Here is a 26,476-nt window from a genome sequence, read left to right on the forward strand (position 1 = left end):
TCTATCGATACAGCCTCCCTGGAAAGTATAACAAAAGAAAACCTTAAAGCCTAGTTTTAATCCATAACTTAGAGATGTCCAGAAACCCGAAGGAACCGGTGTGCAGACCAAACAGGCTTTGATTTAGCTGAGCTTTTTTATTCATATGACAGCCATGTAGCACCCAGTAATTGTCTCGAAGAATCCCCTCTGCTTGATTCAGCAGTTTCACCCGTTCATCCTTTGGAGATTCTGTGAAAGCACCTAATACCTTCGAAAACAATGAAATCTGGTCCTCTCTAAGCAAAGAAAATAAATAATTAGATTTATTATTAAAGTAGTTAATCATTCCCCATTGCCAATCATCTTCTAAAACCTCTTCAGCAAGCTGGATCTCGGCTGTTGTCTGTATATGATCTGCCTTAAATTCATTGAAAAAATATAACTCAATTTGCAAACCTACGGAGGCAGCGCGTGTTTGGAGCCATAAAGCTTCTTCTCGTTCTTCTTTTTTATCCTTAGTTGCTAAAGTAATGACTTCTCCCTGATACCCATTTTCCGCTAAAAGCGCTCGGGCATGTTGCAAAGTTGGATCTAGAAGCTCTCTCTTACTGCTCTCCCATGGCAAAAAGCTATCTGCTGGAGTGATACGATTGCCACCCAATTCTTTTATTAAAGCCGTTCGACTGTAAAGGATACGGATGACTTGGCGAAACCATAGCTGCTGATGAATTCCCTCTCTATGAAAATTAAACAGAATATATCTGCAGCCTAAGGCTGGGTAATCTATACTGTGATTGCTGATGATATCAGGTAAAAGTTCCCCATGTTCAGGATCTGGCAGCTGGTATTGGCGTTCATTAGAAGCCTCTTTTGGCAAATACCAAATCTCAACACGATCCAGAAGCGGCCGAATTCCAAAATAAAAATCAAAAGCTGCGAGCACCAAAACATCCTCATTCAGATCCAACAAACGGTAGGGACCTGTACCGCTTACATCACTAGTGATGTCTATATCGTAAGGGAGAATGGACATGTGAATACAACTGAACAGATGCAGAAAAAAGAGATTTGAACGTGACAAAACAAACCGGATTCGATGATCACCTTCAACCTCTACTCGTTCGATATCCTTATAAAGGCTAACTGCAGGGCTGTTCAAGTCGATAAGCCGTTGTAGCGTCTCTTTTACATCTCTCGAGGTCATGATTCTTCCGTGATGAAAGCGCACCCCCTTACGGAGGTAAAAAATGTAACTTGTATGGCCCTCATTAGCTTCCCACATATGGGCCAAACCAGGTAGAAAAGTATCGGTCGTTGCGTCATAAGTAACTAGTGTGCTATAGATCTGACCCAGCAAATAGGATTCAAAAGCGGTGTATACATAAGCAGGGTCCAGCACTTCCATATGCCGGTTACGGGTAATCCGCAGGACGTCCAGCCCTGAGGTTGACTCTGCTTCACTACGGAAACCCATCTGTTTATTTAACATCGTTAATAATCGTTCCTTTAAGGGTCCGGTCACCTGATCGCTGCTCATCAATTCGATAGCTTCTTTTATCTTCCCTTTACTGACTAACTCCTGAAAGCTATCCTCGAATACCTCATCAATACTTTTTAAAAAAGTAAGTTGAGAGATATGCCCCCTGCCTCTCCCCGGCTGCCATTGAATATATTCCTGCTCTTCCAGTTTCCGCAGCACGAATTTAACATTACGTGGAGTGCAAATCAGGATCGAAGCCAATAAATCTATCGTCACAGGAACAGGTTCATTCACTTTGAAGGAACTAGTAACGCCTGCTGCTAAACATAAAAAATGATTACTTATCTGGTCCAAATGGTTCACTCCTTTAAAGGTGAAATGGTCTATGTAATTCTTACACTTTTCCTTCCCCCTTTTATCATTATAATTATACATAAATCAACAAGGAATATGCAGCAACAATATTAGAGCAATAAGACTAGGAGATCGTAATCATTATGAATCAGCATCTAAGGCACATTCACCCACTAGCCTGGACAATTATCATCGGCACCATGTTCGGACGTCTGGTGACCTCGATGAGCATCCCGTTCTTATCCATCTATCTAACCCAAGTTCTCGGAGCTTCCCCGACACAAACAGGGATTACGGTCGCGGTTAGCTCGCTGGCAGGCGTATTGGCCAGTTTTTATGGCGGTTATATTTCTGATATTGTTGGCCGCAAAATCGTCATGTTAATCTCGGTATTTGGCTGGGCAGCCGTCTTCTTCGGATTCTCAGTGGCTCAACATCTATGGGTATTTTTCCTGGTGAACACCTTGAACGGCTTATGTCGATCTGTATTCGAGCCTACTTCACGGGCACTTTTGTCCGATATTACACCACCCGAGAGTAAGCTGCTTGTCTTTAATCTTAGATATGCAGCAATTAATCTTGGTGTAGTATTTGGTCCAATCATTGGGCTACAGCTTGGCTCTGCGGAATCAACTTTTCCTTTTCTAATCGCAGGAATCGTATATGTTGCATATGGAATTGTATTATTCATGCAATTTAAGGCACATCGTTCAAGCATGCCCGCCCGTACACAAGCTCAAGCACCACGTTTACTCGAAGCTTTGACAATCACCGGTAAAGATCGTGTGTTCCTACCTGTACTCCTGGGTACCATCTTTTGTGTATTAGGATACGGTCACTTCGGCTCAACAATGGCTCAATATTTAGCGATGAATACGCATTTCACCAATGGTGGGCAATTATTCTCCTATATGTTGTCACTGAATGCTATAACCGTGTTAGTAGTGCAGTATCCCATTGTACGAACGGCAAGTAAATTCCCGCCGATTGTCCCTTTAATCCTTGGGAATATCTGCGTTGCACTTAGTCTTCTCTTAGTGGGGCTTGCAGGTGGTGTGGCTCTATTAATGATCAGTGTAGTTCTATTCACTATAGGGGAAGTCTTACTCTTTACGATGATGGATATGTTGATCGATCGGATTGCCAAACCTGAAATGAAAGGGACGTACTTTGGTACGATTGGCTTTAATAATTTAGGGAGTGTTATGGCACCTATCTTCGGGGGTGTGTTGTTAGACCATTATGGCGCTCAGAATGGCCTTGCGATCTTCGTACCGTTGGCTTTAACAACAGCTTTTGGTCTTCCTTTTCTTCTCGTAGCGCACAAAAGACTTGTTGCCAGAGAGAAATTAACACTTGGTGTTGAAACTAGAGCAATAAAAGGATAACTTATCCAATCCAATATTATGTTTATTGGATCATTCTCATCATGGTTAACATAATAATCATTATGTTAACCGAATATATGAATTAATTCATTTATCAAAAAACCGGGACCGTATCTTTGCAGAATATGCAATAGCTACGGTCTCTTTTACATAGAAAAAACGGTTAATCATATATTCCCTGCAGAAAACTCAACTGGCCTTTCACATATTGCCTTAGCTCTAATGGCTCCATGATTTCGGAATGTCCTATTATGCTCCAGATATTAGCACATGCACTTTCATAACCAAACATATTCACCTTTAAAATGAATGCATCCCCTTCTTCTCTCATTTCCATGACCTCTAGCTGAGATAAAGAAGACATTGTTCTCTTATCGGCTCTAATCACAACAGGATAGACCTCTTCCTCTTTACAAGCTTGCTTAAAAACCTGTCCCTGCTGCTTCCAGTGCTCTTCTAATGAAAAATCCATAGGTATAGAGTACTCTTCTTCCACAAGCTGCGTAGAGGCAATTCGCTCACATTTAAATGTGCGGATGTGCTTAGCTTCTTCACAGTAGGCTATAAGATACCATTCCTCTTTTTTCACCACAAGACCATAGGGCTGTAATTTCCTGCATGATATTTCTCCGCTAACCTTTTGGTACGCAATCTGTAGTTTCTGAGATCGCCAAACGGCTGTCCGAATAGATTCAAGACAGGGAATTTCTATTCGTTCTGTCCACCAAGGTGTGTCATCGAAATAAAAGCGTTTTTGCGCTTTCTGAATGTCAGGTTGGTAGGATGCGGGCAATGTTTTTTGTAATTTCAACAGCGTCGTTTTCAGCTTAAGACCCGATTCAGAATGTCCCCCAGAATAGATGCCCATACCTGTTAAATATAGATTGATTACATCTTCACCATGTAACTGCTTCAGGTTAACTGTGTATCCCTCCATTAAAGAGATACCACCATTGGGCCCCGACATAGACAACAAAGGAATACCAGCTTCAGCTAGTACATCTACATCTCTATAGATAGAACGTACAGAAGTTTCCAAGGCTTGAGCTAGTTCATTGGCCTTCATTTTCCCTCTCGACTCCACTAATAATAAAATAGCGATCAAACGATGTAAGCGCATGAGAACCTCCGAGCTTTTCTTTTTTATCTAGTATACTTCAAAATTCTTGCCATGATGTTGTCAACAATAACAGGTTATGATTAGTTCATTACATAAAGGGAGCTGAAACATATGAAAATTGCCGTATTAGGAACAGGGTTCGGAGCTTATCATGCAGAATTATTGACGAAAAATAAGCATGTAGACAAAGTTATTGTTTATGGTAGAAATGAAGCTAAGCTGCAAAATTTAAAACAAGCGTTAGGCGTTGAGATTACCACAATTATAGAGGATATCATGCTTGATACCACGATTGATGTGATCGATATCTGTCTGCCCGTGACTTTACATAGACAGTATGCCGTTGAGGCGCTTAAGCATGGAAAACATGTATTCTGTGAGACCCCCGTATGCTTTACCATTGAAGATGCCCTTGCGATGAAGGAAGCAGAAAAATTGTATGGCAGACGAATTCTCGTGAACCAATTTATTAAATTTGATCCTGCGTACAAATATTTATACGAAACCACTTCTAATGAGAAATATGGAAAGCTTTTAGCCTTCACCTTAAAAAGAGAAACGTCTCCTCTCTGGGGGGATCTCGGACTTCATTCTATCTCCACAAATCTGATGATTCACGAACTTGATTTTGTAACGTGGCTGCTTGGATCGTTAGAAGAATACTCTGTGTGGGGAACCGATGGTGGACGAAGTGAACAAGCTTTAGTGCGTACCCATTTTCAGAAAACGAATGTCTCCGCAGAGATCGTTGTATCCTCACAAATGCCAACTGGTTATCCTTTTTCCGTAGGGTATGAGGCTTATTTTGAACAAGGAAAGCTAGTCTATCAAGAAAGTGACGACATGAATGGCATGGTTGAAGGATCATTAATTGAATATACCTCTGTAGGTAAACAGCAACTTTTGTTAGAACAAGCTAATCCTTTTGAAAAGAGTATTACGCATGCTCTCCAGTGCTTAGAGGAGGGTTCTACATCAATAATCGAGTTAGACTATGCCTTACAAGCTATGGAATTAGCAATAAAAATAGAAAAAAAGCTTGTTTAAACATAAGGGTTGGTGATAGGTATCCTTTTTCATGGTTTTTGTTTGTATGGGCGTAGAATTTGTAGAATTAGTGGATAGTAGCTAGGGAGAGGAATAGGTTTTGAGTTTTCTATTGTGAATTTTTCATATGTTGAAATTGTAGAATAAATTAGTAAATTTAGTCCTTTTTGGAACGCTATGGTTAGTTCTTGTTCATAAAAAGCTGTTATTTCACAGCATTTTGGAGGGATTTCATCCTTGGGATTAAGGGCGTTCAATTAGAGGATAAACTAGTCATACGATGGAAATTCTCAAAATTAGAATGGCTCCTTATAAAACCAGCGGCAGTCTTGGACTGGGAAATAAAGTCCTATCTTTAATCCACCTCTATTACTCTTCTCATTTAAAGTACAAACCTACATCACGGTATTCTGCCCGTTAGCTGAACAGGCTGCCTATGATCTCGGCAGTCTGTTGTCATTGTGCTATCGTGCCCCATTAGCGTAATCGCGAGATTTATTAAATCTAACGATTAGTTTCAGAAAACTGAATCGATTGGATTGTATCAGTTAGCGGGTCAAATTGGATCGATACAAAAACTCCAAACTCGTTACCTGCTTTGCTTCTAATCCATAGTTTGAATTTCTCTTCAGACTTTTTAGGTGTTAGTTCAGTACGACCAATGTGCTTATAATCAATTATGACTGCATTGTATCGTTTTTGTGTTTCCTCTACTGCAATTTTGCCCCATTTTGCGTATTCAGGCGCAGCCTCTACTGTAACAGTGGAAAAAATAAGTATCGCCAAAAATGATATCAGTATTTTTTTCATAATAACCGCCCATCTGGAGAAGTTTTCAGTAATATCTCCCACTTTATCCAAATATATTCTTAGACAACTTAACGCCAGCGTGCAGTCTACAACTTTATTTTTAAATTTATCAAGATCTAGATTTAGGAAAGTCAGATATAATAAAGGGTTCCACATATTATACATCACTAATATGTGGAGCCCTTTATGCTTAACTATCGTACTCCCTTAGAATTCCTGTGGAACGAATATTTTAAATCGCATTGTTACTCATACGGCATCTTGTCCTTACCCATATATAACACACTGTTATATATGGGGTAATAGATGTAAAGTCGTTGGGTGTTCCATTCTTGTATATTTACCTGACACTCCCATATCTTTTATTGTATTGAATTCATCAACTCATAGTAATATTTAGAATCACTAGTCTTATTAAGGCTATACCAGGCGTCTAATGTTTTTGGAGAAAACACATCCAAAGCTTTCAAGATGTGTGCAGAAAATTCCAACGGAGCTATTCCAGATGCGGTGATCAGTTTTCCATCAGTTACAGCAGACTCCATTTTGTAATACTTTTCTCCTGTATAAGTGGGACAGATCATTTTAAGGTATTCCAGATCATTGCTTGTATGCCCACGTGAATTCAGCAATCCTGTCTGGGCAAGTCCCATTGTAGCACCACAAATCGCTGCAACCCATATACCTTCCCTTAAACACCTTTCAGCGATTTTTAAGAGGGGGTGGTGAATGGTTTCTGTCCATGTATCTCCACCGGGTAAAATCAATAGATCGGATCTTTCAATACTGCAATCATCCAATTTGATGTCAGGTAATATTTTTAATCCGCCCATTGTAGTTACTGGAGTCTTATCAATTCCCACGGTAACTATTTTTGATGGGGCCAGCCCCTTTTTATAATATCTTCCCGAGTTCAGTTCGGCAGTTAAGTAACCTATTTCCCAGTCTGCCATTGTGTCAAACACATAAAGATATACCGTATTATTCATTTGCAAGTTCTCCCTATTTTACAATTCATCAAGTGATACCAACCAGGTAATCAATGATTATCATCATTATAAAATGACTTCACTGACATCCGCTGTCAGTGAAGTTTTTAAAGTTGATAATATTCCATTAACTCCGACACAACACCAACAAGTTTTTCCTTCAAACTCTGTGGTTCGATTACTTGAATGGATTTCCCGTAGGATAAGAGAAAATTAGGAACATAGGTATGAATTGATTTTTCCTCAAGTAAAAAGATTGCTTGATTTGATGTACGCTCTTTCAGATGATGCCCCAAAAACCAATGCAGGCATAAGTCATCCAACGCCTCTGACCTACCTTCGATAATTAAAGCAATTAACCCGTCCTTGCCGACTAAATCAGGTAATAGATTTCGCAAAAAAAATTCCCGAGCCAAAAAAGCTTCGGAACGTTTAAATATGTTTTGAGTCCGCTTGATTTGTAAAATCCGTTCTACCCGAAAGCTGCGGATCTCATTTCTCAGGTGGCAAAATGCAACAATATACCATTTATTGTTCCAGTACACCATTCCATAGGGATCTATCACCCTAGTCTTGGGTTGATCATCACGGCGTGTGTGATAATCAATTTCTACAGAGAATTCGTTTGCTACAGCTTGCTCCAATTCCGCCAATACTGGCTGAATAGAAGGGTCTCCCCTACGGTTTATAACTTCAAATCCGGCTAAATGACGGCTGAGAACACTTTCCTGTTCCTGATTCGAATACATTTTCAATTTGGATGTCGCATTACCTAAAGCCTCACTCAAAGGGTATCCGGCTTCTTCTGCAAAAACAGCAGCATGAAGAAGTGCTTTTTTTTCTTCAATATCAAATAGCAGAGGTGCTCTGATAAAATTATTCAGTAAGCTATACCCGCCATTATGACCAGTGTCGGATATTATAGGCACTCCACTGGCACTTAGCGCATCAATATACCGATAGACTGTCCTTATATTTATTTCTAACTTTTCGGATATTTGTTTTGCGGTCATTTTAACACCCGAATTCAGCATCCATAGGATTGCCAGCATATTATCGTTTTTTGGCATCACATATACCTCATCTTTTATTAGGATCGCACTAAATTATTTGCTTTGCGAATCGCTGCATCCCTTTATTCATCAATCTTTCAGCCTTTCAATCCAAACGTAGCATTCAATGTGTGTCGACTCCCGTAACTTAACAACAATCTGCAATTTTTAACATTGCTGCTCTTAGCTCAACCCAACAATCTACTTTACCACAACTTGTGATACAGTTCACCGCGCTGTTTGTAACGGTAAGTTTTTGGACCATCCTTTGCAGAATGCTCTTTCTTTGATCCGCTAGGTTCCAATTACCCTAACCGCCGTTCAGGGGACTAAAGAATATACACAGCATATACATCACCTGGAAGAATGGATATTTCCAGTTTCAATAAACTTGAGTGATGCGTATAGCCTTTACCAAGTAGACAGTTAATAACGCCTTTACACAAAAACAAACTTACCATGCGTCTGCTCATGAGCAGTAACGCACGGTAAGTTCCATCAATAATAACTCTTTATTAGGTAATATGTTGTATTTTTTTGAAAATATCTTCCTTCTTCATTTATTTATGCCGTCATCAGTATTTAAGCTCACTATTCTTCCACATGGTATTCCCTTCCTTGTCGAAGCCTGTCATCTCGGTAGCGCTCATCAATTCGCCTGTTTTGACATCAAAGAAAGCGCTCATTCTCAAGCTGTCATTCTCACGATTAGGAGAATTCGGCGAGATACCCATAACTCTTAGCAGCAGACGTGTTTTGGAGGAGTTAGGATCAGTATTATACCCGCTGATAGTAAAATGATACCCCTTGATCCAGTCATCTGCTATAGCAGGATTTCCTGGTTTCATCCCCAGTCTCTCAACAGCTTGTTTAACTGCATCGGAAGAATCGATTTGAATATCAGATATCGCATACTGTCCTTTTACAAGTAAATTCTTATCGTGCTTTTTCACATCAGTCTTAATGGCCATTCCATTATCGATCTTGATATAAATAAAAACATTCCCTTTCTTGCTGCCAAATTCGAGATTCCAAGCATCTCTTGTTCCATCCGAACCATCGGTTCGTTCCTGGGAATCAGAAGTGTCATCTGTGCTTGTTATGTTAATAAGTAATGGCTCTTCTTCCGTCAGCTTCTTCGCCTCTGAGTACCCAAGGCGCAGTGCCTCCATCGCGGTTACGCTCTTCTTTTCATTGGTTCCCTTATTCGTTATTGTAGCAGCTGGTTTCTCTGTCTCGTTAATCATCTCACTGGTTGTTGTGGCGGCCTGTTCCTCTGATTTGTTAGAAGAGCCGTCGAAAAGAACATTTTTCATACTGAAGAATAGAACGACCATAATCACAACCAATGTAATTGAGGCAATGCTAACATATTTCTTCTTACGCAAGGCTGCTTCTCCTTAGTTAATGAGTATAAGAAACTTTGGTTACGCCATAATTAACTGCTGAAGTAGTTTACGTACTGTCCACACAATGACGATTAAATTTTCCAATTTTTAACACACCAAAATCATACAATATTGTTTCCTTAAATGCAATTCTTGTCGCATATTTTAAAATAACGGCTATTATTTACATTAGCTCGAAACGAAATTGATCCTAGCTCACTGGTTTCAAGGGTTAAACTTGCCCCTATTTATGATACGATTCACCGAGTCTGATCTTAAACTAAGCTGCCCGTAAGTGAATAAGTTAACAGTCATTCCCTCGAATCCTTTGATAGACATCCGCATAGGAAAACTTAAGTTGTTCTCGCAACTTTTTATTTTCTTCTTCGAGCTTCTTCATCTTTCGTTTTAACGACGCAATGATGGTGTCCTTGTTGTTTTCATCGAACGCCAACAAACAATTGCATTTCTCCGCCTCATGCGTTACACTCTTTACATTGACAAATTTGCAGGTCTATAAAAAGGAGGTTAACGCGCCCATGTGCCCCCGTACCAAAGAACAAAATGAGCTCATACGCATGCAGCGCAGGGAACAAATCCTGGACTTCGCCGCGCGCACCTACTTCCGTACGGGCGGAAGCTTTGATATTCGCGACGTCGCCCGCGAGGCTGGTCTCGGTTATGGCACGGTATACCATTATTACCCCAACCGGCATTTACTAATAGAAGATGTGCTGAGCAGCGGCTTCGAGCGATGTGAGCAAACCCTGACTCAATGGGCGAACATCAGCCGGGACACCCCTGACGACAGGCAGTTGTTAACGTATTGCAAGACGTTACTCCGGTTGTGGCAGTCAGATGCCCGCGCATATCTCGTCTACAAAATGGCAGCGGAACATTTTACAGGCTTGCCAGAGAAAGATCGGCATCCTGCCAAAAGACGATTCACGGAAAGACTGTATGTTCCACTCCAATCGATCATCCAGCGCGAAGACGACAGCGTCGACCTTATGCTTGCCGTGTTGGTCAGCTGCTGCGGTCTGCACTACTATGCGAACACTTCCGAGCTGGACGTCGATCGAATCGCCCAACTCGCGATGCAAGCCATTACAAAGGAGTCCTGAAACAAACATGGTTATCTTAAAAAGCAAGTATGAAATCGAAGCCATCCGCAAGGCATGCCAGGTTGTGGCCGAATGCCATCGCACAATTGCCCCGCTCATCAAACCGGGCATCACAACGAACGAGATTGAGCGCATATTCGAAGATATTATTTTGAAGCACGGCGCCAAACCCTATACGAAGGGCTACAATGGCTATCAATATGCGACCTGTGCCTCCGTCAACGACGTAATTGCACATGGCTTCCCTACAAATAAGCCACTTGAGGAAGGCGATATCGTGACGATCGACACGGTAGCGGAGCTCGACGGCTGGCTCGGCGATTCAGCCTGGAGCTATGCGGTCGGGAAGATCTCACCGACGGCTGAGAAGCTGATGCGCATCACGAAGGAGTGCCTTGACCTCGGCATCGCGCAGGCACAGCCCGGCAATCGGCTCGGAGACGTGACGAGCGCAATCCAGCGGCATGCCGAATCGAACAACTTCGGTGTCGTGCGCGACCTTCTCGCTCATGGCATCGGTCGTGACCTTCACGAGGAGCCGACCTATATGCATGTCGGCAAGCCCGGCAAAGGCCCCCGCATCAAGGAAGGCATGGTATTCACGATCGAGCCCATGATCACTGAAGGCACCTACAACATGACAATTGATCAGGACGGCTGGACCGCCCGGACGCTGGACCGCAAGCTCGCCGCCCAATACGAGCATACGATCGCCATCACCGCTGAAGGACCACAAATCCTGACCGCGCAATAGAACAATTAGAAGCCGACCAACGAGAGGGTCGACTTCTTTTTTATTTATTGAGCAGAAAACGAATGGCCCGCGGACCGATTGAATTCTTAATGCGAAAAGGATGCTAAACTTAGAAACAACAAAATCCCCCTCAATCTGAGGGGGGGGTTCTATCGCAATGCATTACGTTTCTCCTAACATTTCCTACAAACACTAATGATAGATGAAGATGACAGAGAAAACGGCGTTTTATCCCAGTCAGCATATTGATGTTCGACGCAAAAGCCGTGACGAGTTAATAAAGAATGTAGCGTATTCGGATCCGTGAACCGACAAGCAATTCGGGAGGTCGTTCGCTTATACCCCCAATCACGCATCGTGACCCAATGCATGATATGCTGGCCAGCATCGTAACATTGGGTGCCTGATACCTTGACGTTATTTCCATCCTTATCAATAAATGATCCCCATTCTGTCTCCTCTTGATCGGATAAATCCGTTCCCTCCGGATTTCGGGTCTCAAATGCAAAGATTCCATGAGGTTGTAAATGTTTGTGAACGGTCGTGAGCAAATCGCTTTGATCTTGATCACTTAAAAATGCCTGAAAAGCATTACCAGTCAAATAAATCATCGAAAATCGCTTGTCCGATTCGAAGGTACGGGCATCACCTTCCATAAAAGTAACAGTCAGCCCTTTCGCCTTCAACCGCGCATACGCAATCATCGCTGAAGAGATATCTACACCGGTCATTGTTATACCGGCTTTCGAGAGGGGGATCGTTGTTAAGCCTGTACCACAAGCAAGTTCTAACACTTCCCCAGGACTCGATCTGGCAAGCTCAAGATAGAACTGATATTTGTCCATTTCACCGTCAAATTCAAGATCGTAATTTACCGGATCTTGAAATTCTTCAAGATTGCTATGTTCAATCAACACCATTCCCCCTTTCATTCCTTGTTATAATATAATCGAAATAAATGCTAATCGACAGCCATCGCGCTTAACAGTATTATTTTACTATTTTTTTGATAACACGTTTGGTGATAAACGGTTATAATCAATTTTTATCAAACATACCAGTCCTCGTTAGTTCAACCCTGAACGTTCCATTTCATATTTTATAAAATATACTTTCACCATTGAGGAAGGGGCGACAATACTCAGCGCATAATTTGGGCATTCTTTCACGCATCCAGTCATGAACATGTACATTCTCTATCTGGAAGACGTAATACCCAATAATAGCGACCAACATTAAACCTTCTAACTGTAGTAGATCACTCGCTGTATTTTCACACTCTCTGTAATAACCCTTTAGGAAAGTATCTCTTCGATCGGAAGGCAGCATCATAGCTCCCATGGCTACATCAAGTAAAGTATAACCTTTTCCAAAAAAGCCAAAATCGATAAAACGCACCTTTCCTTCGGTTGTGAGGATGATATTACCCATACACAAATCCCCATGAATAAGGTCCGGGCCAGCCTCCCCGCCATGGTCATCTAACCGGGAGTTGATCAATTGCAGCGTTTGTTCAATGACATTAGCATCAGGAGGCGTAAATAAATTCTTTTTCACACCCGAATGAATCACACGGATCATCCGTTCATTATAAGCTTTGCCTTGACTCGGGCGAATCTCCATACCTGAATGTTCGTACTGCCGAAAAAAAGTATGCAGTTCTGCTATTTGAGATCCCAGTTCTTTTACCAGTTCAAGATTGTTAACATCATTCATATTCATGTCTCTTCCATCCAACCAGGTGAGGACGGAGCAGTTTAGCAGTTCACCTTCGTATTCAATGATCGTAATAAGTTCACCCTCATTGTTTCTTACGGGAGCCTGTATTTCGTTGGTGCTCCAGCTTCCCAGCTTCTCAAGCATTTGCAATTCTCCAAGAATGCCGCTGTATGTATGTTGCAGACCTTTCATGTCCTCTATAAAAGGGTCATGAATGCGGAGTAAATATGATTTTCCCGTTCTGTCATTAACACGATAGGTTCTGTTCTCGTTATGCCTTAAGAAAATAATCTCAGGCTGTTGGATATCGTACCTGCCTAGTAAGTCCAAAAGCTTCTCGTTCGTCATAAGGGACTCCTTTAAAATAGAAGGATTCATTGATTCAATCTTCGTCTGAGTCATAAAAATTGAAATCTACTACATTCTAAAAATCATTCAATTCACCAATTGTACTTCTACAACATTTTCGAAATATCCTGCCTATAGCTTGACGAAGCTGCCGGAATGATTTTTCGCGGCAGCTTCGTTGTGAAAGGATATTCAGCGCTCAGTTTCAATAGTCCAACCAAACTCTTTTATTTCTTAGTGATAGGCACCCATATTTCACTTTTAAAATTTGGCGATGTGATATCTTTGTGCTCATTCCATAGAATTTCAGGCCCTTTAATTAGCTCATATCCCGATGACGGAGCCCATTCCGAATATATTCGCCCCCAGATCTCTTGTAGCGCACTCGGAAAAGAGCCGACGACTGTGAATACAGCCCACATAGAGGCCGCCACTTCCAGCTGTTCCAAGCCATTCCATGAGTCTTTTGTAGTGGCAACGCCAATATAATGATCGAACTCTCCTTTTTCCTCCATACGTCCTTCAGAAAAATTTGTAGAGGCGCTTATAAACCCTGAGGGCTCAACATCAGAAAATCTCTTCATCTCATCAATCATTTCCGGCGTCAACCCTTCATACATAGACGCAATCTCCGGATTGACCCCTTGGAAAATGATTGGAACCCGTTTTTTTATGCCCACGATGCGGAAAGATTCTTTGTTTTCAATCCGGTAATTCATTTCATTTCCTCCTTTGATAGTCAGCTGAAACGACATCCGAGGGAACGCCTTAAGGGAATGTCCATGGACCCGAGCTTCTGAAGGACTAACCCCATGCAGGCTATGGAAAGCCCTAGAAAAGGAATCCGGCGAATTATAACCATACTTCAGAGCGGTATCGATAATTTTGATATTACTTTGTGAAAGCTCGAGTGCTGCCAAAGTTAGACGTCGACGCCGGATGTATTCCGACAGAGTAATGCCTGCTAGGAATGAGAACATGCGAGTAAAATGATATTCCGAACAGCAGGCTATTTTCACAACCTCCTGATAATCAATGGGATTTGTTAGGTTCTCCTCAATATAGTTTATTGCTTTGTTCAGTTGTACCAGCGTATCCATGACGTTGCCTCCCCTCGTTAATTATAAGGTTATCAGAGATGGTTTTTATCTTCCCGACTTTATCTGCACGATTCTGTAGGGTTTTTTCATGTTTCGATGAACAGAGACTCAATACGAGGAAGTTACTCTCTTCTCACAAGAAGGACTACTTTTTTTGAATGTCAAAATCATAGTTAACATAATCATAATTATGTTAACTATAATCTGAAGTGCGTTCATAAGCTCGCTCGTCCACTCACTTTCACAACCTTTTCATAGCAAGAGCAAAACGCTCTATCGTCTCTTTGGATAACCCATTTACGTTCTTATTTTTTCCTTTTACCATCCGCAGTACAAACCGGTCTAACAAAGTTAGCTTCTCTTCATAGATCTCATCTCCAAAAACTTCTTTCGTCACCGATTGGTCATATAACACTTCTGGAAACGCAGATTTCAATTCTTGTGAGGCCTGTTCACCTGTTGCTCCTGCACAAACAAACAATCCTACTCGTTTTTTCCCTAGTTCATTTTGATGTTTTGTTGTAAAATCAGTCATTTGTTTTTGGATTTTTCCATAATAAATAGATCCTCCCAAGATGACCGTATCATATCGTTCCAGTGTCGGCTCTTTAGCATGCATCAGGTTAACTACTTCGGTTTCTTCGCCCAGTTGAGATTTTAATAAATAAGCCGCTTTCTCCGCACACCCATATTTCGAGGTATACATAATTATTGTCTTCATTCTAATCACTCCCTGCCGCTCGCTGGTCACATATTATCTTAAGGGTTCACGTACATGCTTTAACAAAATAACCATACAAGCAGCAATAGCTACAGTCATCGTCGGAAAAATTACACATTCGGCTATAGACACAGCCACACCGCTATAGATCATTGCCACCAGCATTGCCGTAATTGCTAGCAGTAATGTAACTCCTTTAAAAACAACGACAGTTGCCAGTAGGTACCCAAAAGGTTGTCTACGAATGACCATAATCCCCGTTACAATTGCTAATGGGACTAAGATCGCAAGATCCAAAACTTGAATTACCAATGTACTATAGTGCTCTAGCCCTTGTGGCGGTGTTCCCCCCAGTAGTGAATTCAGTATTTTCCTTAGCCAGAGCAATAAAATCATAAAAGCAATAACCATTAGGGAAAAGCCGATTCCTTTAGAAGGTAAACTGTTTTTAAAGTAAGTATGTATGGATTCTTTATCAAAGGAAAATAAGGCTAGGATGAATGCGAAAAAACTTAAAGAAAACAACAGCACATAAACTAAAAACAATGAATTGTACATCGTCAGAAAGCTGTAGGATACGTAAGTATATAAAAAGTACCCCAAAGTGCCCGTAAGGAGCATCCTCCCCTTTATCGAGCCTTTAATTGTCATGATCAGCGAACTGAGCAGTAAAGGTATGGCAAGAAATAATGTAACTCCATCCTGTGCTTTAGCTTGTGCCGCCGCAGAGACAGAATCATGGCTGTACACTCCTGACCCCTGAAGCTTTACATCCTCGCCCCATATTGACGTGAAAGTATATTTTGTTCCATCACTTATCCCATCTGAAAACAACCCAACCGCTGTTGCAAACACTGCAATAACCGAAATCAACACCGACAGCACTACGACTTTCCTTATATGTTTTATAACAACCTCCCCCTCCCTTCATGAAAATATTTAGATTTCACCTGGAAGCAATAGCAACCATTGAATCCAAATGACATGAAATCAGAGCTTCGACCTGATCATCAGACAGATCCTTTTCGACAAGCAACCGCATAATTAAACCGAATGCTGCACTCCATATCACCTGAGCAGTGAGTTCTACGAAAGCTTCTTCACGGTTTTTTTGTGCTTCAGATCTGAGCAGGCCCTGGCAGAGCATCCCAATCGCTTTACGCTCCTGTGCAGCTCCTCTAAATAGAACAGCTGTGTAACTAAGAACAGCCGGTGTATCGTTTAGCATGACATTCCGGTATTCTACACCCGTAGAAAGAGACATCCTGATGAACTTCTCCAATGTTCGTTTTAAAAGTGTATCTGGAGGTAATTCCTGCTGTACCTCTTGTTGCACAGACTGAAGCTCAGAAAGCATATCCGTATATTTTTGTTGCAAATAGTTCTCGATAATCTCTTCTTTGCCTTTAAAATAATGATAAATAATTCCCGGTGAATATTCGATTTTCTCAGCGATTTTTCGGATAGACAGCTTCTCTATTCCCTCTTCGGCAATCAATAAAGCTGCATTTTGCAGGATTAGATTTCTCATTTCTTCACGCTCACGTACTTTTCGTTGTTCTTTAGTCATAAATTTGTCTCCTCATGTGTTGAACACCGTTTAATCTTTGAACACTGTTTAATATATGTTTTGGATTAGTATTATGTCAATATTCTTAGTCACATGTATTCCCCTCCTCCAATCTACATATCTGGACATAAAAAATCCGCCAGTCTATATAGACTGACGGAACCTTTAATTTGTGAAGTTAAAGGACTACAGACAGAGGGTTTTAGTAATGATAACCAACAGGATAAACAGAACCAGAATAGCTCCTGTGGAAGTGAAACCACCGTATCCTCCTGCAAATTCGCCCATTGTTGACTCCTCCTTTGTAATTGAGTACATCATAAGATATGCAATATTGCCCTCAATGACTGGGTATTTTGAACACAAAAAATAAACCAACGACCTTTTTTATGGTGAATGGTTTAATAGGTTGACATAATAAATGTTATGTTAACTACAGTAGAGAGCATTAGATGCTCCCACATCACAATTCGTATATGTTCTTAATAGCTAGCCAGTTTTATAAAAAATCACAATTTCCTGACCTTCCGTCTTGACGCTCTCTTTGTCATTCTCCACTGTCTAGCGCTCACTCGCTTAGCCCCTTTTTCAATCCATTTACTGTTAGTAGCAAGCTCCTTAGCTAAAAGAAACCAGCAATATAACGTTTTTTATTTCTTAATCCTATTAATAGTTAATGTGTTGAAGTATTGGCTGGGGTTGCCTTGTTGTGGATTAAAGCGCTCTTGAAACTCTCCATGGGTATAGTCCCCGATCACTTTATGCCAGAAATCACGAGCAGGTATATTCGCACGGACTTGTGAAACCTTCCATTCCCCAGAGTACATATCAAAGAGCTTATGCGCAGCCCATGTACCTACACCACTTCGGCGGTATTTTTGCATCACAAAAAACTCAGTCATATAAAACTGGCCTTCAGGATTACGCAATAACCTGTCCACCAAAGCAAAACCAGCAATATGCCCGTCCACCTTAAACAAATATGCGAATTTATTATTTCCGCTACTCCAATAAGCTTCTAGTCCCGGATAGGCCGGAAATACCCCGTCTTGATTGACATCAAATTCTAAATAACGGGTGAAATCATATAGGTAGAACTGCATTAATCTGCTTATAGTATGCTTACGTTCTTTGGGAACCAGCTCAATTTCAAGTTTCATTATGTGCACCTCTGACATTTATGTTTACTTCACATCATAAAGCTTAGCGGCATCAGGAGCAAGGCTCGGACCTAGTTTCCCCTTCATTCGAAGTCCAATCTGGTACAAAACATGTTAAGATAGAAGGAAGAGATTTTATGCAATCTATGGAAAAAGGTGAATCACATGAGCGTTCAAAAGAACGATGACCGTAAAAAACTTGATCAAAAGCTACCCCTCATGCCCTGGTTCGTTCAGCAGTTTATTGATTATAAACGCCCTGATCTCTCCCCTTCCACACTGCTGGAGTATATCCGGGATTATGAATCTTTTTTCGGCTGGTTGCGGGCAGAGGGCTTATCTCAAGCCGGCTCAAATACCGAGATCACACTTCTAGAATTGGAAACCCTACATATGGACAGTATTGTCGGATATCGGTTGCATCTAACTACCCGCGCCGAGGGAACGAACACTCGAGTTACTGTATCCCGTAAGTTATCTGCATTACGCTCCTTATTTCATTATTTAAGTCAAATCGCCGAGGATGAGAACTTTTATCCATTGCTTAAACGCAACATTATGGCTAAGGTTGAAGTCAAACGAACACATAAGCCAAAGGATACTGCCGCTAAGTTAAAGGGTAAGATTTTGGAAGATGAGGAATTACTGGAGTTTGTGGGGTACATTTATGAAGGTTATGGACGGGATGTGGAAGGTAACAAACAGGCATATTATTCGTTTCAATTAAATCATGAGCGCGACGCCTGTATTGCCAGCTTGATTCTGAACTCTGGCCTGCGTGTATCTGAGGTAGTTAATCTAAACGTAGACGATTTGGATGTTAACAACAAGCTGCTCTATGTCACCCGCAAAGGGAATAATGACGAAACGTTTAAAACACCTGTCTATTTTCGAGAGCAAGCTAAAGATGATCTAACTCTTTATCTTAGTCTGCGCCAATCTCGCTACAAAACACCCAAGAGAGAAAAAGCCTTGTTTATCTCTCTCCCTAACGGGCGTCAAGAAGGCAAACGTATGACCAAACGTGCGATTCAAGAAATGATTATTAAGTACGCTAAACGCTTTGGTAAACCGTATCTTACGGTTCATAAGCTGCGTCATTCTTTTGCAACAGATTATTATCTGCAAAATGATATTTATAAAACGAAGGAACAGCTCGGGCACGCATCCACCGAAACAACTGAGATCTACGCTCATCTAACGGATAAAACGATGTCCGAGGCGATCGAGCGGCGTGCCGATAATTAATCATCACCAAGGGGAGCTTATACTTCGGATGAGTAGCCGCTCTTCGCTAGTGCAGAGTTGTTATCGGTCTCAGCGGACCTTAAAATGCAGGATTATCTCACATTTGGGTGGCTAACGGACCCCAAGGTCGCTATTGGCCTGAAATACGTAAATATGAGCTCCATTCTATGAAATAGCGACGCTGAGGTCCGAAACCCCGCTTAAAAGGTGATAAATAAACAAATAAGATCATCTGAGTCCTTAAGCATCCGCGGGGGATTAATCTCGGCAGTGGTGCAGGCTAATAACTCCAACCAGCAGAGCAGCGACTCTTCCGATAGGAGAATTGCTATGATAGTGTCGCCTACCCGGACATTTCATTCTCGCTTTTTTTCAAATTTGAGTACATCCGGCGGGCACCCCTAACCCTTTTATAGTTGCACTAAAAACCCACTTACGGTACGCAAGTGGGTTTTCTTATTCTAATTTATGGGGTAAAATCCCCCTTTAAACCGGTTGTAAACGACTATTGGGTTAGCACGTACGCTATTTTTTTGCTTATCTATTGTGAATTTTTCATATGTTGAAATGTTGGAAATAATAACGTTGTCTAAGCAATTATATGGCGATTTCTGTGCGTGCGTGGATATCAAATACCTTTTAATCCTCGATGGCCAGAGTACCCTCCACATCTAGTCCCGAATCTCTCCTGGCAGTTTGATCACTGTTACCTTATCTCCGGCAGATAGCCCTTTTTCTTCTGAGGGTACAACTATCAAACAGTCGCTATCCTTGATCGTGACCGTTACGGAAGATTCATCAATGATTGCCGGATAAGCAAACAGGCTGCCGTCTTTAATTTCTAACCGAGCTCGCACAAATCTAGTAAAATTATTCACTCTTTTATAATCTGTGCCGAGTGTAGCGCTCCATTCCGGTAAAAAAGGCTGAGAAGCACTTTGCATCAGTGAAATCACAGGCCGTGCAAACAGTTGAAACCCAACGAAACAAGCCCCCGGATTCCCGGATAAAGCTAACAGCAGCTTACCCCCTCTAACCGCAGCAGTAGTTACGCTTCCTGGACGCATCGTCACTTTGTTGAACAACATATTACCACTTTGTTCGCGAACCAAGTCGCCCATGATATCATAATCCCCCACAGAAACGCCACCCGTTGTAATCACAAAATCATAAGTTTCCAGCGCCATCTGTACTTTACTTCTAGCCAGCTCCAGATCATCCACAATAGCGCCTAACATTACTGGAACACCCCCTGTTTCTTTGACTAGAGCTTCTAGCATAGGGGAGTTACTATTGCGGATTTTGCCAGGCTCCAGCGGCTCATGCACTTCCAGCAGCTCTGTTCCTGTGGCAAAGATGGCTACCTTGGGACGACGATAGACTTTCACGGTATGTATTCCAAACGCTGCAAGAACAGCTATATCCCCCGCAGAGATTAACCTTCCTGTAGGCAATACAAGATCACCTTGGCTTAATTCGAAACCTTGAGGTGTGATATTGCTGTTTGCTTCTAGTTTTTTTCGAATTCCAACGTAAGTCTTTCCTTCCTCTTCACGTCTCTCCGTGACCTCCAGCATCACCACAGCATCTGCACCAACCGGTACTTGTGCACCCGTCATAATTCTTGCGGCTGTTCCCGGAGTTATATCTAACGCAGGCACTGCGCCACACGGAATATTATCCACAATTTCTAACCATACCACTTGTCCATTAACACAGTTACGGGTATCCCCCGCGATAATCGCATATCCATCCATACTAGATCGATTAAACGCAGGAAATGGGTGTGGAGCAATCACCTTTTCAGCCAAATAACGTCCACAACACTCATCCAGCGATACGTCTTCTGATTCTAGCGGATTGGCATATTTGATTATTTTGGCCTGAGCTTCTTTTACTTGCAGTGCTTCACGCTGAAATTTATTATCCTTCATAAAGACCTCCGCTCTGAATCGTCGATGTTTGCAGTAATAGGTATTATTTTAACATGAGACCTCTTGAAGTAAAATTATAAACACAAAAGGCCACCATCCATGTTTATGGGCAGCAGCCTTTTCTACAATATTTTTTCCGGTATAGTGATCCATTACTTCTCTACTAGGCTAGGATGCTCTAATTACCTTTACATCCCCAGGGATTATTTTCTCCCCTTCATAAAGCATAAACCGTCCATGTTGCCACTCTACACGCAGTAGACGTGAATCATCTGATTGATATTGCCACACATGCTGCTCTCCACCATTCATAAATGGCGTCTGACCTGCAACAGCGACAAAACCTTCATATTCTTCCTCCAGGAAAAATGTATAGCCATCGAGCTCAAGCGTTGCTGGAACCTCAGCAGGATTATCTAACCGCCCATCGATAGGTCTGTACAATCCATATTGCAGCTGTTCCCGCTCTTCTATATGAAGATAAGATATCTGGCTTCCATCTCTAAGGGTCAGAACTACAGCATTACGGCCCCGATTATGTGTCCGGCCAGTAACTTCATAGGTGACAAGCGATACTTCACAAATGTCTCCGGGAGACAAATTAAGCATACTTTTTTGAACTTCCTGAGGCGCTGGCTTAGAGAAAAGGTTACCTATACGTTTCCACATACTCAACTTGATCGTTCCTCCTACATAAAGGCAGTAATAATTAAAGCACCCGTAATTTGCAGTGAACCTGATAGCAGGCCATATCCGATTTTACCAAGCTGTGTACCATGATCCAGATCCAGCTTCCCCCAATTTGCTAGTAGAAGTCGAACCGTTCTTTCTAAAATTAACAAAAGCAAAAATGATACCAACGAAATCAGCAACGCATCTGGCAAACTATTGGAAGCCGCTATCGATGAAGATAAAATGAAGGCCTGAGCTAAAAGCTTCATTACAAACCGTGTAGTCACCGCCATATTTCCAGCCTTTAACTCTTCTATATCGTTATAACGAGTAAAAAGTGAATCTATATACATCAGTACAAACAGCAACACAGCGCCGCTCACCGTCCACACGACCATGGACACCAGAATATGGAGATCCATTCTATAGCCCCCGCTTAATCATTTTGCATGCCTTTCATAAGCATAGATAAAGCGAAGAAGAAACGAATTTCTGTCTCCCCTTCGCCTGTGAACACCAGCCGTGAACCGGCTAAAGATCAAATGTTATTGCTTCTCGTATTGTTTCATCAGAGCCGCCAGTTCATCTTCAACCGCTTGATCTTTGTTCAGCTTCTCGAATTCATCATCCAGAGATTTATTGCCTGAACTCATCTCATTGCTGGCTTCAGCCTGAGCTTCTGCTTGCAGCATTTTATCTTCCATACGTTTGAGTCCTGCAGACGCTGAATCGGAACTAAATCCGCTCATTGCTTTGTTGATCTCGGTTTGAGCTTTGGCAGCGTTATAACGTGCAACCAATGTCTCACGTTTGTTCTTCATTTGGGTAAGCTGTTTGCGCATCTCTTCAAGCTTGCCACGAAGGTTATCCGCAGAGGCTTTGTTCTGATCAAAGCTGGCTTTGTATTCTACCAGTTTAGCTTCAGCAGCATTTTTCTCTTCCAGAGCGCGGCGAGCAAGGTCAACATTACCCGCTTGAGCTGCTGCATGAGCCTGTTGGGTGCGTTTGTTAACAAGCGCTTCTTGTTCTTCATACAGCTGTTTGAATTTCTTCTCAATGGCGATTTGCGCCGCTACAGCTTTTTCTGCATCTTCTAAATCTTCGGTCATATCACGAATGTATTGATCTGTCATTTTAATCGGGTCTTCTGCTTTGTCAATAATCGCGTTCACATTAGACATGGTTAAATCGCGCAATCTTTTAAATATAGACATGGTTTCATTCCTCCAAAAGATAATTTAATTCCTCACATGCTATCTTTTACGTAGAATTGCCACTACCGTTTCATATTTGTTGCGCTAAATATTGATTTACTTTTAAATTCACAATTTCCACGACTTCCATAATACCTTCTTTCGTGAGATTGTCGTAATGAATCCCCATCACTACTGTGACCGTCTTGTTCAGCGCTTCAGCTACTCTGATCGCAATGGGCTCGCTTATCGTGTGCTCTTTATGATGAGGAACCGCTGAAGTCAGTACTTTAACCTGCTCCCCCTCCAGATAAGCAGTACTCGTCGCACCAATATGCCGAACCCCTCCACTAATTAAGAGCAAGAGATCACATCCGACAGCCGTCGCCTTCAGCTCAATATCCTCAGGATCAATCTGGTTAGTAGTCATTAGTATTCCCCTCACTACTTCACTTTATATAATGCCCCGTATTTCCTCTAGTGATTGAATATTTTCTTCAACCATAAATTGCTCAAGCTCTGCAACTAGCTGACTACCTGCACGCAAGTTCATAAAATTATAAGTTCCCACTTGGATAACTGCAGCACCTGCCATAATAAACTCGATGATATCCGTTGCTGAAGTGATGCCACCCATTCCGATCACGGGAATCGTTACGTTTTGTGCGACTTGATGCACCATACGCAGAGCGACAGGCTTAATCGCAGGTCCAGACAATCCAGCATATAAGTTATTGAATACACTGCTTCTGCGCCGGACATCAATCTTCATTCCTGAGATAGTGTTGATGAGCGAGACAGCGTCTGCACCCTCCTCCTGACACATTTGTGCCATTTCAACGATATTTTCGGCTCCCGGCGACAGCTTTACAGCGAGGGGCAGTTTAGTTGCGCGTCTAACAGCCTGTACTACTTTTTGAGCTTCTGAAGTTTGGATCCCAAACGCAATGCCGCCCTCTTTAACATTTGGACAAGAAATATTCAATTCAATCATGTCTACTGCTGTCTTACCTGCACTCGCACGAGCATCTGCATCCCGCTGAATCATCTCAGCTCCAAGAACATAATCTTCTAGTGTGCCTCCACCCAGGTTGACCAAACAAGCGGTGTCGAGTGTTTCCCAATAAGGGCATTCTTTATCTAAAAATGCAGCTACACCCGGATTCTCGAGTCCCACACTATTCAGCATACCAGAAGCTGTCTCGTATACACGAGTGCCGGGATTCCCCGCTTTCGGATTGAGGGTTAACCCCTTGCCAGAGATTCCGCCCAGCAGAGACACATCATACAGCTTGCCATATTCACGGCCAAAACCAAACGTTCCAGAGGCCATTATAATTGGATTTTTAAAATGAACGCCAGCAATTGTTGTGTTCAACTTAGTCATGGAAAAGCACCTCCTCAGAAAGAAACACAGGTCCGTCTGCACAGGCCTTCTTTTGGCCATCACGGCAGGATACACTGCAGACCAGACAGGCTCCAATCCCACAAGCCATTCGGTTCTCTAGAGAAAGGTATACTTTCGTTCTACTGCCTGCTTCTTCAGCAGCAATGCCTTTACGTTGAGCAGCTTTAAGCATAGGGTGTGGGCCGCAGACAAAGACATGATCATATTGGCTGAAATCCACACTATCCAAAATTAAACCGCCAACATCGACTACAAGCTCACTTGCAAGTGGGCGAAACGCTTCTGTCCGGTAAGCTTCACGGCTAAAGCCCAAAAAAATATCACTCCCCGGAAGCTGCTTCGCACAATAATAAAGCGGTGCAATTCCGATCCCACCGCCGATGAGTGCAACCTTCCCTTCGACCTGTGGAAATCCATTTCCAAAAGGGCCCTCAAGCTCTACCGAATCACCTGAACCCAGTCGTGAGAATATCTCCGTACCTTCCCCAACGACGTGATACAGAAATTCAACACTATCCTCGTGTACTTCATGTATACTTAAGGGTCTGGATAGGATGGGGTAAGCTCCCCATGCCCGTAACATGTAGAATTGACCCATTGCTCCGCCACTATTCGTCTCTACCTTAAGGTGATACACACCATCTGTCAGCCGTTCGTTACTTAGAACCGTCCCCACGTTATCAAGCTCCTTCAAATTTTATCTTTATTAAGATTGCCTTAGAAGGAGCATAAAATCTGTGACAAACTTCACACCGAAAATGGTCTAGCCTCTTTTCCAAATCCCACGTTCATAAGGTTTAGGTACATCATGTACGCCACCAAGCGCTTCTTCAGCATGTAAAGCCCAATAAGGATCACTTAACATCCCACGGCCAATAGCTACAAGCTCCGCCCTTTTTTCTGCAATGATGGACTGTGCCTCAGAATAGGCTTCAAGCCGTCCTACCGCAATTACTGGCACTTGTAATCCACTGCGAATATATTCTGCCAGATCTGCTTGGTAGGCTGGGCCCGCATTAGGTCCACCATTTGAGCCAATGGGACCTTCACCACCTGAAGACACATGGAACATATCCACTCCAGCATCCTTATATCGGCGGCAAAACGCCAGGGCATAGTCAGCATCATATCCACCATCAACATATTCTTTCGCGGAAACCCTCATGATCAAGGGCATCTCTACTGGCACTACTTCTCGGATTGCTGTAACTACTTGTACTCCAAAAAGTGCTGGATCTTGTCCATATTCATCCAATCTGATGTTGGTCAGAGGTGAATGAAACTGGTGAATTAAGTAGCCATGCGCACCATGAATCTCCACAGTATCAAATCCTGCCTCCACAGCTCTACGAGCGGCAGCACGAAAGGCTTCTATCATCTCAAGGATGCCTTCCTTAGAAAGCGCCTGTGGCTGCTTAGAACGAGCATCAAATGGAATTGCAGAAGGGGCAACCGGCGGTTCAGCATCGACTGCTTTACGTCCAGCATGACCTAGTTGAATGGCTATTTTTGCCCCATAGGCATGTACACTTTCTGTGAGCTTACGATAAGCCTCTATATGTGTATCACTCCAAATCCCTGTATCCCGGTTCGTTATTCTACCGTCCGGGTGGACTCCAGTCATCTCGACAATGATTAGACCAGTACCTCCAACAGCACGGCTTACATAATGAACAAAATGCCAATCATTAGGAATTCCATCCTCTTTATCCACCGAATACTGGCACATAGGCGGCATAACAATACGATTTTTCAGCGTTAAACCCTTCAATTCATAAGGTGCAAACAATTCTGACATGCTTGTCCCCATCCTTCCACCTGTCTATAATTGGCCCGGGAATATCCCGTTCTATTTAGTATACACGCATTAGGGTGTGCAAGAAATCTTTACCAGAGCCCTTGAAGAAACGGCATA

Annotated in this window: 27 protein-coding genes; 5 read left to right on the plus strand and 22 right to left on the minus strand. The window is 42.3% G+C overall.

Annotated elements, in window-relative coordinates:
- Positions 1 to 43: 43 nt before the first annotated feature.
- A complete protein-coding gene (locus tag NSQ55_RS16455; protein WP_339168068.1) occupies positions 44 to 1,816 on the minus strand; it encodes an ABC transporter substrate-binding protein in 1,773 nt (590 codons plus the stop codon).
- A 143-nt stretch (positions 1,817 to 1,959) separates the two neighbouring features.
- On the opposite strand from NSQ55_RS16455, the gene NSQ55_RS16460 reads away from it, so the two are divergent.
- A complete protein-coding gene (locus tag NSQ55_RS16460) occupies positions 1,960 to 3,204 on the plus strand; it encodes an MFS transporter (protein WP_076126732.1) in 1,245 nt (414 codons plus the stop codon).
- A gap of 163 nt (positions 3,205 to 3,367) precedes the next feature.
- Here NSQ55_RS16460 and NSQ55_RS16465 read toward each other — a convergent pair whose 3' ends face one another.
- Positions 3,368 to 4,324: a WYL domain-containing protein gene (locus NSQ55_RS16465; RefSeq protein ID WP_339168069.1), complete on the minus strand. Its 957-nt coding sequence runs from the start codon at positions 4,322 to 4,324 to the stop codon at positions 3,368 to 3,370.
- Positions 4,325 to 4,435: 111 nt separating this feature from the next.
- Between NSQ55_RS16465 and NSQ55_RS16470 the strand changes: the two genes are divergently transcribed.
- A complete protein-coding gene (locus tag NSQ55_RS16470) occupies positions 4,436 to 5,371 on the plus strand; it encodes a Gfo/Idh/MocA family oxidoreductase (protein ID WP_339168071.1) in 936 nt (311 codons plus the stop codon).
- A 504-nt stretch (positions 5,372 to 5,875) separates the two neighbouring features.
- Here the strand turns inward: NSQ55_RS16470 and NSQ55_RS16475 are convergent.
- The 4 genes from NSQ55_RS16475 to NSQ55_RS16490 form a co-directional block, all read right to left on the minus strand.
- Positions 5,876 to 6,181: a DUF3889 domain-containing protein gene (locus NSQ55_RS16475; RefSeq protein ID WP_076179956.1), complete on the minus strand. Its 306-nt coding sequence runs from the start codon at positions 6,179 to 6,181 to the stop codon at positions 5,876 to 5,878.
- A gap of 362 nt (positions 6,182 to 6,543) precedes the next feature.
- Positions 6,544 to 7,170, minus strand: coding sequence for a type 1 glutamine amidotransferase family protein (locus tag NSQ55_RS16480; RefSeq protein ID WP_339168073.1), 627 nt, complete (start codon positions 7,168 to 7,170; stop codon positions 6,544 to 6,546).
- 107 nt (positions 7,171 to 7,277) lie between these two features.
- Entirely contained in the window at positions 7,278 to 8,240 is a 963-nt protein-coding gene (locus NSQ55_RS16485) for a YafY family protein (protein WP_076126739.1), read from the minus strand.
- A gap of 557 nt (positions 8,241 to 8,797) precedes the next feature.
- The gene (locus NSQ55_RS16490) at positions 8,798 to 9,610 is read right to left on the minus strand and encodes a hypothetical protein (RefSeq protein ID WP_339168076.1); all 813 of its coding nucleotides are present in this window, start codon (positions 9,608 to 9,610) and stop codon (positions 8,798 to 8,800) included.
- Positions 9,611 to 10,188: 578 nt separating this feature from the next.
- On the opposite strand from NSQ55_RS16490, the gene NSQ55_RS16495 reads away from it, so the two are divergent.
- Entirely contained in the window at positions 10,189 to 10,734 is a 546-nt protein-coding gene (locus tag NSQ55_RS16495) for a TetR/AcrR family transcriptional regulator (RefSeq protein WP_339168078.1), read from the plus strand.
- 7 nt (positions 10,735 to 10,741) lie between these two features.
- Entirely contained in the window at positions 10,742 to 11,488 is a 747-nt protein-coding gene (gene map, locus NSQ55_RS16500; RefSeq protein ID WP_076184402.1) for a type I methionyl aminopeptidase, read from the plus strand.
- Between the two features lie 173 nt (positions 11,489 to 11,661).
- Here map and NSQ55_RS16505 read toward each other — a convergent pair whose 3' ends face one another.
- From NSQ55_RS16505 to NSQ55_RS16540, 8 genes are all read right to left on the minus strand, one after another.
- Positions 11,662 to 12,402, minus strand: coding sequence for a class I SAM-dependent methyltransferase (locus tag NSQ55_RS16505; RefSeq protein WP_081393975.1), 741 nt, complete (start codon positions 12,400 to 12,402; stop codon positions 11,662 to 11,664).
- A 178-nt stretch (positions 12,403 to 12,580) separates the two neighbouring features.
- Entirely contained in the window at positions 12,581 to 13,555 is a 975-nt protein-coding gene (locus NSQ55_RS16510; protein ID WP_339168081.1) for a phosphotransferase, read from the minus strand.
- Between the two features lie 227 nt (positions 13,556 to 13,782).
- Positions 13,783 to 14,655, minus strand: a complete 873-nt coding sequence (locus NSQ55_RS16515; protein ID WP_076302589.1) for an AraC family transcriptional regulator — start codon at positions 14,653 to 14,655, stop codon at positions 13,783 to 13,785.
- A gap of 241 nt (positions 14,656 to 14,896) precedes the next feature.
- On the minus strand, positions 14,897 to 15,376 hold the full coding sequence (locus tag NSQ55_RS16520; protein ID WP_339168085.1) for a flavodoxin domain-containing protein: 480 nt from the start codon (positions 15,374 to 15,376) through the stop codon (positions 14,897 to 14,899).
- Between the two features lie 33 nt (positions 15,377 to 15,409).
- Positions 15,410 to 16,261, minus strand: coding sequence for a hypothetical protein (locus NSQ55_RS16525; RefSeq protein ID WP_339168086.1), 852 nt, complete (start codon positions 16,259 to 16,261; stop codon positions 15,410 to 15,412).
- Positions 16,262 to 16,322: 61 nt separating this feature from the next.
- Complete coding sequence (locus NSQ55_RS16530; protein ID WP_339168088.1) at positions 16,323 to 16,946, minus strand: TetR/AcrR family transcriptional regulator; 624 nt, start codon at positions 16,944 to 16,946, stop codon at positions 16,323 to 16,325.
- A gap of 186 nt (positions 16,947 to 17,132) precedes the next feature.
- Complete coding sequence (locus NSQ55_RS16535) at positions 17,133 to 17,234, minus strand: sporulation protein YjcZ (protein ID WP_197069683.1); 102 nt, start codon at positions 17,232 to 17,234, stop codon at positions 17,133 to 17,135.
- A gap of 362 nt (positions 17,235 to 17,596) precedes the next feature.
- Positions 17,597 to 18,106: a GNAT family N-acetyltransferase gene (locus NSQ55_RS16540; RefSeq protein ID WP_076184408.1), complete on the minus strand. Its 510-nt coding sequence runs from the start codon at positions 18,104 to 18,106 to the stop codon at positions 17,597 to 17,599.
- Between the two features lie 165 nt (positions 18,107 to 18,271).
- Between NSQ55_RS16540 and xerS the strand changes: the two genes are divergently transcribed.
- Positions 18,272 to 19,354, plus strand: a complete 1,083-nt coding sequence (xerS, locus tag NSQ55_RS16545; RefSeq protein ID WP_076277032.1) for a tyrosine recombinase XerS — start codon at positions 18,272 to 18,274, stop codon at positions 19,352 to 19,354.
- A 671-nt stretch (positions 19,355 to 20,025) separates the two neighbouring features.
- Here the strand turns inward: xerS and glp are convergent.
- The 8 genes from glp to NSQ55_RS16585 form a co-directional block, all read right to left on the minus strand.
- Entirely contained in the window at positions 20,026 to 21,288 is a 1,263-nt protein-coding gene (gene glp, locus NSQ55_RS16550) for a gephyrin-like molybdotransferase Glp (protein WP_339168093.1), read from the minus strand.
- 168 nt (positions 21,289 to 21,456) lie between these two features.
- Positions 21,457 to 21,963 carry a DUF4178 domain-containing protein gene (locus tag NSQ55_RS16555; RefSeq protein WP_036687616.1) on the minus strand — a complete coding sequence of 169 codons (507 nt, stop codon included), beginning with the start codon at positions 21,961 to 21,963 and terminating at the stop codon, positions 21,457 to 21,459.
- Positions 21,964 to 21,977: 14 nt separating this feature from the next.
- Positions 21,978 to 22,382, minus strand: coding sequence for a DUF350 domain-containing protein (locus NSQ55_RS16560; RefSeq protein WP_076184410.1), 405 nt, complete (start codon positions 22,380 to 22,382; stop codon positions 21,978 to 21,980).
- A gap of 123 nt (positions 22,383 to 22,505) precedes the next feature.
- Positions 22,506 to 23,174, minus strand: coding sequence for a PspA/IM30 family protein (locus tag NSQ55_RS16565; protein WP_036687619.1), 669 nt, complete (start codon positions 23,172 to 23,174; stop codon positions 22,506 to 22,508).
- 70 nt (positions 23,175 to 23,244) lie between these two features.
- Entirely contained in the window at positions 23,245 to 23,583 is a 339-nt protein-coding gene (locus NSQ55_RS16570; protein ID WP_076279329.1) for a hypothetical protein, read from the minus strand.
- Positions 23,584 to 23,607: 24 nt separating this feature from the next.
- The gene (locus NSQ55_RS16575; protein ID WP_339168098.1) at positions 23,608 to 24,540 is read right to left on the minus strand and encodes a dihydroorotate dehydrogenase; all 933 of its coding nucleotides are present in this window, start codon (positions 24,538 to 24,540) and stop codon (positions 23,608 to 23,610) included.
- A complete protein-coding gene (locus NSQ55_RS16580; RefSeq protein WP_076098787.1) occupies positions 24,533 to 25,237 on the minus strand; it encodes a dihydroorotate dehydrogenase electron transfer subunit in 705 nt (234 codons plus the stop codon). Before NSQ55_RS16580 ends, NSQ55_RS16575 begins: the two co-directional genes overlap by 8 nt.
- Positions 25,238 to 25,324: 87 nt before the next feature.
- Positions 25,325 to 26,359, minus strand: coding sequence for an NADH:flavin oxidoreductase/NADH oxidase (locus NSQ55_RS16585; RefSeq protein WP_339168101.1), 1,035 nt, complete (start codon positions 26,357 to 26,359; stop codon positions 25,325 to 25,327).
- Between the last annotated feature and the right edge of the window lie 117 nt (positions 26,360 to 26,476).

The organism is Paenibacillus sp. FSL H7-0943, from assembly GCF_037963265.1.
GTDB lineage: Bacteria > Bacillota > Bacilli > Paenibacillales > Paenibacillaceae > Paenibacillus_AQ > Paenibacillus_AQ odorifer.